This window comes from Frigoribacterium endophyticum (assembly GCF_011759585.1).
GTDB lineage: Bacteria > Actinomycetota > Actinomycetes > Actinomycetales > Microbacteriaceae > Frigoribacterium > Frigoribacterium endophyticum.
In genome coordinates, this window is record NZ_JAAOYV010000001.1 from 489,721 (window position 1) to 502,162 (window position 12,442).

Here is a 12,442-nt window from a genome sequence, read left to right on the forward strand (position 1 = left end):
AGGTTCTCGAGAGAGAGCGACCAGCGCAGGTGTGTGAAGTCGTTCCTCTTCTCGAAGAGACTCAGCTCCGTGCGCCCGCGCCGGAGCTTTTTTCTTTGCCCCGGCACCGATCTCGGTGTCGTGGGCCTCGAGGTCCCGGGGGCTGCCGGCACACCCACGTTTAGGAGAGCCATGGCGAACAAGGAAGCATCGGTCGCCGAGCTCACGGAGAACTTCCGTGACTCGACCGCCGTCCTGCTCACCGAGTACCGCGGTCTCACTGTTGCTGAGCTCAAGGAGCTCCGCAAGTCCATCAGTGCAGACGCGACGTACGCCGTGGTGAAGAACACGCTCAGCAAGATCGCGGCCAACAACGCCGGAATCAGCTCGTTCGACGACGAACTCGTCGGGCCTTCTGCGATCGCCTTCGTGCACGGTGACCCTGTCACCGTCGCCAAGAGCCTGCGTGACTTCGCCAAGGCACACCCCGCTCTGATCGTGAAGAACGGTTACTTCGACGGTAACCCTCTCTCGGCAGACGAGGTCAACAAGCTCGCCGATCTCGAGTCGCGGGAGGTGCTGCTGGGCAAGCTGGCCGGCGCCTTCAAGGCTTCGCTCTTCGGTGCTGCTTACCTGTTCCAGGCTCCGCTCTCGCAGGCCGTCCGCACGGTCGAGGCGCTGCGCGCGAAGCAGGACGCCGACAGCTAACAGCTGTCGTCGCAACCACCACCACTTCAAGAACACAACAAGGAGAACACCATGGCGAAGCTCACGCAGGACGAACTGATCGAGGCCTTCAAGGAGCTCACGCTCATCGAGCTCAGCGAGTTCGTGAAGAAGTTCGAAGAGGTCTTCGAGGTCACCGCTGCGGCCCCCGTCGCCGCCGCCGGTGCCGCCGGCCCCGCCGCCGCTGCCGAAGAGGTCGAGGAGAAGGACTCCTTCGACGTCGTCCTCGACTCGGTCGGCGACAAGAAGATCCAGGTCATCAAGGAGGTCCGCGCGCTCACGAGCCTCGGCCTCGGCGAGGCCAAGGCCGTCGTCGACGGTGCGCCCAGCACCGTCCTCGAGGGCGCCAACAAGGAGACCGCCGAGAAGGCCAAGGCTCAGCTCGAGGCTGCCGGCGCCACCGTCACCCTCAAGTAGTCGGCGGGGCCAACGGCCCCACCGCTCCTGCAGCACAGCAGAAGGCGCCGCCCCTCGGGGCGGCGCCTTCCGCCGTTGCCGGGGGCACTGCGGCGGCACCCGGGGCCGCCTCGAGAGCCGAGCAGCCGGGAGGACTAGGAGGCGCGGCCCACGACGGAGTGCCGACGCCCGTACCCGAGGTACACCGCGGTGCCCACGACCATCCAGAGCGGGGAGGCCACCCAGGTGATCCAGCCGAGCGTCACCATGAGCAGCACGCACGCGGCGAACCCGAGCACCGGCACGACCGGGTAGAGCGGCACGCGGAACGTGCGGTCGAGCTCGGGCCGGTTGCGCCGCAGCCAGATGACCGACACATTGACCAGCGCGAACGCGAAGAGCGTGCCGATGCTCGTGGCGTCGGCCAGCGCGCCGAGCGGCACGAGGGCCGCGGTGAGGGCGACCGCCCCGCCGACGATCAGCGTGCCCGCCACGGGCGTGCGCGTGCGCGGCGAGACGCGGCCCAGCACGCGCGGCACGAGTCCGTCACGGGCCATGGCCACGAAGATGCGGGTCTGGCCGTAGAGCACCGTCAGCACGACGCTGGCGATGGCGGCCACGGCCGTCACGGCGAACAGGAAGGCCACCCACGGCTGGCCCGTGATGTCGGCCACGATCGTCACGAGGGTCGCCTCGCCGTCGGTGAACTCCGTCCACGGCCGTGCGCCGATCGCCGCGACCGCCACGAGCACGTAGAGCACGGTGATGATCACGATCGAGGCGATGATGGCCCGGGGCAGGTCGCGCCGGGCGTCGCGGGCCTCCTCGCCGGCCGTCGAGGCCGCGTCGAAGCCGATGTAGGAGAAGAACAGGCGGGAGGCGGCGGCCGAGACCCCCGCCGCGCCCATCGGGGCGAGGGGCTCGAAGTTGCCCGAGCGGAACGCCGAGAAGGCCACGACGACGAAGAAGACCAGCAGCCCGACCTTGACGACGACGAGGACGGTGTTGACCCAGGCCCCCTCGCGGGCGCCGGGCAGCAGCACGACGGTGGCGAGCAGCACGAGCACGGCCGCGGGCAGGTTGAGCAGGCCGCCGGCCCCGGGCGGGTCGGCCAGGGCGGACGGCAGGGCGAGGCCGACCACGTCGAGCGCCTCGTTCACGTACTGGCCGGCCCCGACGGCCACCGCGGCCACCGACACGGCGTACTCGAGCACGAGGCACCAGCCGCAGACCCAGGCCAGGCCCTCGCCGAGCGTCGCGTAGGCGTAGCTGTAGCTCGACCCGGAGACGGGCACGCTGCCGGCCATCTCGGCGTACGAGAGGGCGGAGAGCAGCGCCGCGACGCCGGCGAGCACGAAGGCCATCCAGACGGCGGGGCCGGCCAGGGGCACGGCGGTGCCGAGCACGACGAGGATGCCCGTGCCGAGCGTCGCGCCGATGCTGATCGCGGTCAGGTGCCAGACGCCGAGGGTGCGTCGGAGCGCCGGCTGGCCCGAGGCCCCCTGGTCGTCGGCGAACGATTCCAGGGGCTTCCGGCGGCGCAGCTGGACGCCCAGCGAGGGGCGGACGGAGGGCGCGGGGGAGGAGGGGGCGACGTCGTCAGGCACCCGCGAGAGGTTACCGCACGGCCGGCCCGCGACTCCCGCGCCCGGTCACGGCCCGGCCGGTCCCGCTCGGGCCGATCCGCGCCTCCCGCGGTCAGTCCGCCTCGACGTCCAGCCCGAGCTGTCGGACCCGCGCCATCGCCTCCCGGCGCGACGTGGCCTGCAGCTTGCGGTAGATGCTCCGCACGTGGCTCTTCACCGTGTTGACGGAGATGTAGAGCTGGTTGCCGATCTGGCCGAGGGTCTGGCCGGTGGCCAGGTGCCGGACGATCACGAGCTCGCGGTCGCTGAGCGGCTCGGCCAGCTCGTCGACTGCGTCGCCGGTGGCGCCGCGCAGGCGGTCGAGGGCCCCCTGGATGACGTCGGGCTGGTCGCGCTGCGCCGCCCGCGACGCGAGGTGGTCGAGCGTCTGCACGGGCAGGGTCGCGAACGGCCAGAGCGAGCCCATGCGCGCGACGGAGAGCAGGGCGCGGTCGAAGGCGATGTCGGCCCGGCCGCCGTCGCCGGTCAGCGCGTGCGCCGCCGCGGCGATGGCGTGCACGTGGCCCATCGTCCGCTCGGTGTGCAGGTCGCCGAGGGCGAGGCAGCCCTCGAGGGCGTCGAGCGCCGCCTCGGGCTCGCCCGCCTGGAGGTGCACGAGGGCCAGCACGCGGCTCGGGCAGAGCACGTGGCGGTCGCTCGGCGCGAGCGGCGCGGCGAGGCGACGGGCCTCCTGCGGCTGGCCGAGCGCGCGCATCGTCTCGGCGCGCAGGGCGGCCACGGACGACGGCACGACGGGGTGGCCGGTGAAGCCCTGGGTCAGGCGGGTGATCCGCCCGAGGTGGTCGAGCAGCTCGATGTACCGCTGCTCGACGAGGCAGACGTGGGCCTCGGCGAGCCAGCCGAGCGCCTCCCAGTCGCTCCCGCGCGACGACTCGCGCACGGCGGCGACGATCTGCTCGACCTCCGCGAGCGGCCGGTCGCGCTCGAGGGCCACGTGCAGCCGGGTGATCTGCGCGAGCGCGCCGAACGAGCTGACCAGGAGGTCGGTGCCGGCGGCGAGCTGCTCCGCGTGGGCGACGTGCTCGTCGGCCACGGCGAAGTCGCCGAGCAGCATCGCGACGTAGGCGAGGGCCGAGAGGCACTCGACGCGCTCGGCGGTGCTGAGGTGCTCCTCGCCGAGGCCGGCGGCGAGGCCCAGGGCGAAGAGGGCCTGGTCGTACTCGCCGTAGTGGACGCGGATCAGCCCGAGCTGGAGGCTGAAGGAGGCGCTGAGGCCGATGCGGGCGCTGATCGCCTGCGCGAGGTCGGTCTCGATCATCGTGCGGGCGATCTCGAGGTGCTCGTGCGCGACCACGAAGTTGCCGAGGGTGCGCAGCGTGGCCGCGAGGTGGACGTGGTAGCCGGCCCGGACGTCGAGGCCCAGGGTCGGGTCGGCGTCGATGGCCTTGGCCACGCCGCGGAACCACGGCAGCGCGGCGCTGGCCGAGCGCGAGCCGACGGAGCGGTGGCTGGCCGCGAGGGCGAGCAGGATGCGGGGCCGGGAGCGCCACTCCTCCTCGGGGAAGGAGCGCACGGCCTCGCGGAGGCGGGCGCCCTGCACGGGCGCGATGCGGCTCCAGCCGTCCTCGATGGCGTCGAGGGACGCCCGGTGGTCGGTGAGCTGCAGCTCAGCGCTCGGGGGTGCGACGGACGTGTCGTCAGGCGTGTTCACGGGTCCTACCTCTGCCACATCGGGTAGTTCTCCGTCGGGTACGGAGAATGCGGCCACGGGGTGCGGTGAACCACCCCGGCGTCCATCCTAAACTGAGTGTTCTTCCTGGTCACTGCGAAAACGTCGGCCGACCCGAACTGGGGTGGGCAGAAAGGTCGTTCGTCGGCGTGGCGGGCCCTCAGGAGGCGGTGGTCCGGCGGTGTCGTCGGCACGGCGTACCGTGACGACATGAGCAGGACGAACTCGGTCGCCGCGGGCGGGGTCCGCGGCGGCGGCCGCATCTCGAGCGGCGACGCGCAGGCGCAGAAGGCCGCCAACGCCGCCGCGCCGCGCATCCCCGATCTCTTCCGCCGCATCCGGGGCCTCTTCGACCCGTACCGCCGGGCCCTCGTCGTCACGGTCGTGCTCGTGCTGATCGGGGCCGCGATCAGCGTGCTGCCCCCGCTCCTGACCAAGCAGGCGTTCGACCTCGGGCTCTTCCCCGCGGGCGGCCCCGACGTGCCCGTGCTGCTCGAGCTCGTGGGCGCCATGGTGCTGCTCTGGGTGCTGAGCGCGGGCATCGGCGTCTGGCAGACCTGGCTCACGGCGACGGTCGGCAACCAGGTGATGGGCGCGCTCCGCATCCGGCTCTTCGGCCACCTGCAGCGGATGGAGCTGGCGTTCTTCACGCGCACGAAGACGGGCGTCATCCAGTCCCGGCTGCAGAACGACGTCGGCGGCGTGGCCAACGTCCTCAGCAACACGATCTCGAGCGTGCTCGGCAACACCGTCACGGTGATCGCGGCGTTCGTCTCGATGCTCGTGCTGAGCTGGCAGATGACGGTCGTGACGGTCATCCTCCTGCCGCTCCTCGTCGTGGCCCAGCGTCGGGTGGGGCAGGTGCGGGCACGCATCGCCACCAAGACGCAGGAGTCCCTCTCCGACATGACCGCCATCACGCAGGAGGCGCTCAGCGTCAGCGGCATCCTGCTGGCGAAGAGCTTCAACCAGCAGCAGGCCGAGGTCGAGCGCTACTCGGCCGAGAACCGCACCCAGATCGGCCTGCAGGTGCGTCAGCAGATGAGCGGCCAGTGGTTCTTCGCCGTGGTCCAGATCTTCCTGTCGGTGATCCCCGCGCTGATCTACCTGGTGGCCGCCTGGCTCATCCTCCGCGACGTGCCCGTGACCGCCGGCACGATCGTCGCCTTCACCACCGTCCAGGCGCGCCTCACCTTCCCGCTGATGGGGCTGCTCCGCGTGGCCCTCGACCTCCAGACCTCGGGGGCGCTCTTCGCCCGCATCTTCGAGTACCTCGACCTGCAGCCGGCCATCACCGAGACGGGCACGCCGCGCCGCGTCGACCGCTCGGCCCTCGGTCGCGTCGAGTTCGACGACGTCGTGTTCAGCTACCCCGACGCCGAGCCGGGCCAGAAGACCCTCCGCGGGGTGAGCTTCGACATCGAGCCGGGGCAGTTCGCGGCCTTCGTCGGGCCGAGCGGGGCGGGCAAGACGACGGTCTCGTACCTCATCCCGCGGTTCTACGAGGCGTCGTCGGGGGCGGTGCGGTTCGCGGGCACCGACGTGCGCGAGCTCGACCAGGAGGACCTCGTGGCGAACATCGGCATCGTCAGCCAGGAGACGTACCTCTTCCACGCGACGATCGGCGACAACCTGCGCTACGCCCGCCCCGACGCCACCGACGAGCAGCTCGTCGCGGCGGCTCGGCAGGCCAACATCCACGAGACCATCGTGTCGTTCCCGGAGGGCTACGACACGGTCGTGGGGGAGCGCGGCTACCGCCTCTCCGGCGGCGAGAAGCAGCGCATCGCCATCGCGCGGGTCCTGCTCAAGGACCCGGCCGTGCTCGTCCTCGACGAGGCGACGAGCGCGCTCGACACGGTGAGCGAGCGCGTGGTGCAGCAGGCGCTCGACGCCGCCGCCCGGGGCCGCACGACGATCGCCATCGCCCACCGGCTCTCCACCGTGCGCGCGGCGGACGTCATCTTCGTCGTCGCGGCGGGCGAGGTCGTCGAGCGCGGCACGCACGACGAGCTCGTGCAGCGAGGCGGGGTGTACGCCGACCTCTACGGCCAGCAGGTCGCCTCGGTCGAGGCAGGTGCAGGGGCCGGGAAGGCCTAGGCGCGCGCCTCGAGCATCTGCTCCATCGCGTCGATGTCGCTCTCCTGGGTCATGATCATGCCCCGGGCGAAGTCGCCGACCTGACGGTCGTCGCTCCGGGCCAGCACGGCCTCGGCCATCTCGATGCCGCCCCGGTGGTGGGCGATCATCAGGGTCAGGAAGAGGCGCTCGGCGTCGACGCCGTCGGCCGCGCGCAGCTCGGCCATCTGCTCGGGGGTCGCGAGGCCGGGCATCGGGTCGCCCGGGGTGTGCGACGGCGCCGACGAGCCGTCGCCGGGCGCCGCGCCGGCCGTGTGGTCGTGGTCGCCGTAGCTGCCGTCGAGGGTGGGCCGGGTCATCCACGTCATCGTGGGCTCCGTCGGCGCCTGCGAGTCGCCCCAGAGCTCGAGCCACGCGTACATCTGACCGGCCTGCTGGGACTGAGCCGTCGCGATGTCGTACGCGATCGTCCTGACGTCGTCCGAGTCGCTCCGGTCACGGACGGCCATCGCCATCTCGACCGCCTGCTCGTGGTGCACCTGCATGTCGCGCGAGAAGCCCGCCTCCACGCTGCGCTCGCCGGGCACGACCGGCGCCGGGGCGCTCAGGCGGCCGACGGCGACGCCGGCCACGAGCACGATCGCGAGGGCGAGCACCGCCGCGACCACGAGACGGAGCCGACGGGCCCCGGAGTCGCGGGGCGCGCCTCCCTGACCGGTCGCGTCGGAGCGCGTGGTGCCGTCGCCCGCGTCGGTCACGAGACCCGGCCGGGCCCGTCGACGCCTCCGCTGCACGCGGCGCCGGGCTCGGGGGCGGCGCTGGACTTCCAGTACTTGGTCACGAAGTCGGCGACGGCCGGGTCGGCCGGGTCGTCGAAGGCGAGCTGGGCGCCCCAGGCGCTCACGTACATCGGGCTGTCCATGCCCTCGTACGGCGAGACCACGGAGTACGTCGACGGCGCCAGGTCGGTGACCGCGGCGATCTGGTCGTCCGTCACCTGTGCCGGGTCGTAGGTGAACCAGATCGCGCCGTGCTCGAGGTCGTGCACCGCGTTCTCGTTCGGCACCTGCTCGGTGTAGACGCCGCAGTTCATCCAGACGCCCGCGTGGTCGCCGCCGGCCGGCGGGGTCATCTCGTAGTCGACGGAGCCCGTGACGTGGTTCGCCGTCAGGTCGTCCCAGGTCTGCACGCCGGCGACGGTGATGTCGTCCGGGTCTTGCCGGGGCTGGCCGCTCGTCACGACGAAGGTGACGAGCAGGGCGACGGCCGCGGCGCCCGCGACGGCCGCGATCGAGATGCCCACGACGCGGTTGCGCTTCTGGACGGCCTGCTGTCGCTTCAGCGCCGCGACCTTCTCCTGGCGGCGGGCGTCGCGCTGCTGCTTGACGCTGGGCTTGTTCTTGTCGGTGCTGGCCACGGTGCTGGTCCTCTGCGATGGGGGATCGGTGGTCGGGGGCGGTCCTCGTCGTGCGGCGCCGGGCGAGCCCGCGGCTCGGGGCGCACGCTCGCTCTCCGGGGGACCAGTCTGCGTGACGGAGGCCGGGAGCACGAGGGCCCCGGCGCGGCCGGGCCGCGGACGGTCGTGGATGCGTCACCGACATTCTCCCCAGGCCCGTCTGGGAAGAGCGTCCACAGGGCGCGTGTCGGCGAGGCCCGCCACGGTGGCCGTCGTCCACCGTCACACGTCGGAGGGCCGCCGGTAGACTCGGGGGGCGGGTGGACCTCCCGCCCCCGACCCTCACCACAGGCCCCGCCCCGTGCGGCGGCCACCGATCCGCGAGCCCCACGACGGCGGCGGAGAACCCGGAGACGCCGTGAAGTACGCCGAGACCGTCCTCGACCTCGTGGGCGACACCCCGCTCGTCAAGCTGAACAAGGTCACCGAGGGCATCACGGCCACGGTGCTGGTCAAGGTCGAGTACCTCAACCCGGGCGGCTCCTCGAAGGACAGGATCGCGACGCGCATCGTCGACGCCGCCGAGCGGGACGGCCTGCTGAAGCCCGGCGGCACGATCGTCGAGCCGACGAGCGGCAACACGGGCGTCGGCCTCGCCCTCGTCGCGCAGCAGCGCGGCTACCGCTGCGTGTTCGTGCTGCCCGACAAGGTCGGCGACGACAAGCGCAACGTGCTCAAGGCCTACGGCGCCGAGATCGTCGTGACGCCGACGGCCGTCGAGCCCACCAGCCCCGAGTCGTACTACAGCGTCTCCGACCGGCTCGTCCGCGAGATCCCCGGCGCCTTCAAGCCGAACCAGTACGCCAACCCGGCCGGGCCGCAGAGCCACTACGAGACGACGGGCCCCGAGATCTGGCGCGACACCGAGGGGCGCGTGACCCACTTCGTCGCCGGCGTGGGCACGGGCGGCACCATCAGCGGCACCGGCCGGTACCTGAAAGAGGTCAGCGGCGGCGCCGTCCAGATCATCGGCGCCGACCCCGAGGGCAGCGTCTACAGCGGCGGGACGGGCCGGCCGTACCTCGTGGAGGGCGTCGGCGAGGACTTCTGGCCCTCGGCCTACGACCCCAGCGTCGTCGACCGGATCATCGCCGCCTCCGACGCCCGCTCGTTCGAGCTCACGCGTCGGCTGGCCCGCGAGGAGGGCCTGCTCGTCGGCGGTTCGTCGGGCCTCGCCGTGGCGGCGGCCCTCGACGTCGCCCGCGACCTCGGGCCCGACGACGTCGTCGTCGTGCTGCTGCCCGACGGCGGCCGCGGCTACCTCGGCAAGATCTTCAACGACTCCTGGATGCGCGCCTACGGCTTCAGCGAGAGCGTCGACGGGCGCACCGTGCGCGACGTCCTCGCCGCGAAGGAGAGCGAGCTGCCCGACCTGGTGCACGCGCACCCCACCGACACCGTCCGCGACGTGGTCGGCATCATGTCGCGCTGGGGCGTCTCGCAGATGCCCGTCCTCACGGCCGAGCCTCCCGTCGTCATCGGCGAGGTCGTGGGCGCCGTCGAGGAGAAGGCGCTGCTCGAGCACGTCTTCACCGGGGCGGTCAGCATGGACGACACGCTCGAGGGCGTCGTCGGGGCCGCCCTGCCGCTGATCGGTGTCAACGAGTCGCTGGCCGGGCTCCGGGCGTCGCTCGAGACCGCCGACGCCCTGCTCGTCACCGACGACGGCGCCCCCGTGGGCGTCGTCACCCGGCACGACGTGCTGGCCTTCCTCTCCGCCTAGGCCGCCGGCCCGCCCCGCCCGGGCTCGGGCACCCCGCTCCCCCACCGACCTCCTGCTCACCCCGAAAGGCGCCCCATGAGCGACACCAGCTACGACCTCGGCTCCGCCGGCTTCTCCACCCGGGCGATCCACGCCGGCCAGCCCTTCGACCCCAGCACCGGCGCGGTCGTGCCGCCCATCTACCAGTCGTCGACCTTCGTGCAGGACGGCATCGGCGGGTTCCGCGGCGGCTACGAGTACGCGCGGTCGGCGAACCCGACCCGCGACTCCCTGCAGGAGCTCCTGGCCGCCCTCGAGGGCGGCACCGCAGCCTTCAGCTTCGCCTCCGGCCTGGCGGCCGAGGACGCCCTGCTCCGGTCGGTGCTCAAGCCCGGGTCGCGCATCGTGATGGGCAACGACGTCTACGGCGGGACGCACCGCCTGGTGAACCGGGTCTGGACCCCGTGGGGCGTCACGCTCGAGACGGCCGAGATGACCGACCTCGACGCGGTGCGCGCCGCCGTCCGCCCCGGCGAGACGGCCGTGCTCTGGGTCGAGACCCCCAGCAACCCGCTGATGAAGATCAGCGACATCGCGGCCCTCGCCGAGATCGGCCACGCGGCCGGCGCGCTCGTGGTGGTCGACAACACCTTCGCCTCGCCCTACCTCCAGCAGCCCCTCGCGCTGGGCGCCGACGTGGTCGTCCACTCGACGACGAAGTACATCGGCGGGCACTCCGACGTGGTCGGCGGGGCGCTCGTCGTGAAGGACGACGCCCTGGCCGAGGCGATCGGCTTCATCCAGTTCGGTGCCGGGGCGGTCTCGGCGCCCATGGAGGCGTGGCTGACGGTGCGCGGCATCAAGACCCTCGGCGTGCGCGTCGACCGGCACTCGTCGAACGGCCTGGCCCTCGCCCGCGCCCTCGAGGCGCACCCGGCGATCGACCGCGTCTACTACCCGGGCCTCGAGTCGCACCCGGGCCACGAGCTGGCGGCCCGCCAGATGAAGGCCTTCGGCGGCATGATGTCGGTGTCGCTCGCCGCGGGCCCCGCGGCGGCCCGTCGCTTCGCCGAGTCGACGGAGCTCTTCCAGCTCGCCGAGTCGCTCGGCGGCGTCGAGTCGCTCATCGGGTACCCGACCGAGATGACCCACGCCTCCGTGCGCGGCACCGAGCTCGAGGTGCCCGACACCGTGGTGCGCCTCTCGGTCGGCATCGAGGACGTCGCCGACCTGCTCGCCGACGTCGAGCAGGCGCTCGACCGCAGCGCCTCCTGAGCACCTCGGCACCGGCCTAGGCTGGCCGCATGAGCACCGTCGCCCCCTCCGCCGAGCGCGAGGGCGGCGTCCTCTCGCGGCGGTACCTGCTGGCGACCCTCGGCATGGTGGCGCTGATCGGCATCGCGGCCTTCGAGTCGCTGGCGGTCACGACCGTGATGCCGATCATCGCCCGCGAGCTCGACGGCGAGCAGCTGTACTCGCTCGCCTTCGCCGCCCCGTTGGCGACGGGGGTGGTCGGCATGGTGGTGGCCGGCAACTGGGCCGACCGCAGCGGGCCCCGGGTGGTGATCGTCGCCTCCGTGCTGGCCTTCGGGGTCGGCCTGGCCATCGTCGGCACGGCGCCCGACATGGTGGTGCTGCTCGCCGGGCGGCTCGTCCAGGGGCTCGGCTCCGGCGCCGTCATCGTCGGGCTCTACGTGATGGTCTCGCGGCTCTACCCGCCGGCGCTCCACCCGTCGATCTTCGCGGGGTTCGCCGCGGCCTGGGTCGTGCCCGGGCTCGTCGGTCCGGTGGTCGCGGGCACCGTGGCGGAGACCGTCGGCTGGCACTGGGTGTTCCTCGGCGCGCTCGTGCTCGCGGTGCCCGCCTTCCTCATGATCCTGCCGAGCCTCCGTCGGGTCGGCCCGCCGGTCGTCGCCCCGGGGGAGCCCCGCGTCTCGTGGAGCGTCGGCCGCATCGCGTGGTCGGGGGGAGCGGCGCTCGCCGTGCTGGCGCTCAACCTCCTCAGCGAGCTGCCCCTGGGGGCGGCCGCCCTCGTGGTCGTCGTGGCGGTCGCCGTGCTCGGCGTCGCGCTGCGGCCGCTGCTGCCCCGGGGCACGCTCCGGGCGGCCCCCGGCGTGCCCACCCTCGTGCTGCTCCGCGGCCTCGTGGGCGCCGCCTTCCTCGGCAGCGACGTCTACCTGCCCTACATGCTCTCGTCCGAGTACGGCTTCTCCGCCTCCGCGTCGGGCATCACCCTGACGCTCGGCGCCGTGGCCTGGGCCGGCGCGAGCTGGGCGCAGGGTCGGCTGGGCGCCCGCGTGCCGCAGCGGCGCGGCATCCGGATCGGCGTCGCGCTCGTCGTGGTCGGGGTGCTCTCGGCCGTGGCCTCGCCGCTCCTGCACCTGACGCCCGCCGTGGTCATCGTCGGGTGGTCGCTCGCGGGGGCGGGCATGGGGTTCATGTACCCCCGCTTCTCCGTCCTCGTGCTGCGGGGCTCGGGCGACGACGAGAAGGGCTTCAACAGCTCGGCGCTCACGATCGCCGACTCGTCGGGCTCCGCCGTGGCGCTCGCCGTCACCGGGGCGGCGTTCGTGCAGCTCGGCGGGGCCGCCGAGCCGACCGCGTTCGTGGCGTGCTTCACCGTCGCGCTCGCGGTGGCCCTGCTCGCCTTCGCGGTGACCGGGCGGGCCGTGCCGCGCGACGTGACCTGACCGGCCGCGGGCACCGCGCCTCCCCGTCCGGCGGTCGTCGTCGTCGGAGCAGCGCTGCATAATGGTCTCCGCGCGATGTGTACGGTCACATCGCCATCA

10 protein-coding genes are annotated in these 12,442 nt (G+C 72.9%); 6 read left to right on the forward strand and 4 right to left on the reverse strand.

What is annotated here, in order from left to right:
- Positions 1-171 precede the first annotated feature (171 nt).
- Both rplJ and rplL read left to right on the forward strand, forming a co-directional pair.
- The gene (gene rplJ / locus FHR77_RS02370) at positions 172-687 is read left to right on the forward strand and encodes a 50S ribosomal protein L10 (protein WP_056053061.1); all 516 of its coding nucleotides are present in this window, start codon (positions 172-174) and stop codon (positions 685-687) included.
- A 51-nt stretch (positions 688-738) separates the two neighbouring features.
- Positions 739-1,122 (forward strand): 50S ribosomal protein L7/L12, encoded by a 384-nt coding sequence (gene rplL, locus FHR77_RS02375; RefSeq protein ID WP_056053063.1) that lies wholly within the window; start codon positions 739-741, stop codon positions 1,120-1,122.
- 134 nt (positions 1,123-1,256) lie between these two features.
- Here rplL and FHR77_RS02380 read toward each other — a convergent pair whose 3' ends face one another.
- Positions 1,257-2,708, reverse strand: a complete 1,452-nt coding sequence (locus FHR77_RS02380; RefSeq protein WP_167258516.1) for an amino acid permease — start codon at positions 2,706-2,708, stop codon at positions 1,257-1,259.
- Positions 2,709-2,799: 91 nt separating this feature from the next.
- On the reverse strand, positions 2,800-4,398 hold the full coding sequence (locus tag FHR77_RS16535) for a LuxR C-terminal-related transcriptional regulator (RefSeq protein ID WP_056053068.1): 1,599 nt from the start codon (positions 4,396-4,398) through the stop codon (positions 2,800-2,802).
- Positions 4,399-4,626: 228 nt separating this feature from the next.
- Here FHR77_RS16535 and FHR77_RS02390 point away from each other — a divergent pair, with 228 nt between their 5' ends.
- Positions 4,627-6,516 carry an ABC transporter ATP-binding protein gene (locus FHR77_RS02390; protein ID WP_167258518.1) on the forward strand — a complete coding sequence of 630 codons (1,890 nt, stop codon included), beginning with the start codon at positions 4,627-4,629 and terminating at the stop codon, positions 6,514-6,516.
- Here the strand turns inward: FHR77_RS02390 and FHR77_RS16325 are convergent.
- Both FHR77_RS16325 and FHR77_RS02400 read right to left on the reverse strand, forming a co-directional pair.
- Entirely contained in the window at positions 6,513-7,253 is a 741-nt protein-coding gene (locus tag FHR77_RS16325; protein WP_341777189.1) for a DUF305 domain-containing protein, read from the reverse strand. The two genes, FHR77_RS02390 and FHR77_RS16325, sit on opposite strands and share 4 nt — an antisense overlap.
- Positions 7,250-7,912: a DUF3105 domain-containing protein gene (locus FHR77_RS02400; protein WP_056053075.1), complete on the reverse strand. Its 663-nt coding sequence runs from the start codon at positions 7,910-7,912 to the stop codon at positions 7,250-7,252. Before FHR77_RS02400 ends, FHR77_RS16325 begins: the two co-directional genes overlap by 4 nt.
- 397 nt (positions 7,913-8,309) lie before the next feature.
- On the opposite strand from FHR77_RS02400, the gene FHR77_RS02405 reads away from it, so the two are divergent.
- From FHR77_RS02405 to FHR77_RS02415, 3 genes are all read left to right on the forward strand, one after another.
- The gene (locus FHR77_RS02405; protein ID WP_167258520.1) at positions 8,310-9,674 is read left to right on the forward strand and encodes a cystathionine beta-synthase; all 1,365 of its coding nucleotides are present in this window, start codon (positions 8,310-8,312) and stop codon (positions 9,672-9,674) included.
- Positions 9,675-9,749: 75 nt separating this feature from the next.
- A complete protein-coding gene (locus FHR77_RS02410; protein WP_167258522.1) occupies positions 9,750-10,928 on the forward strand; it encodes a cystathionine gamma-synthase in 1,179 nt (392 codons plus the stop codon).
- Between the two features lie 29 nt (positions 10,929-10,957).
- Entirely contained in the window at positions 10,958-12,343 is a 1,386-nt protein-coding gene (locus tag FHR77_RS02415) for an MFS transporter (RefSeq protein WP_167258524.1), read from the forward strand.
- Positions 12,344-12,442 lie beyond the last annotated feature (99 nt).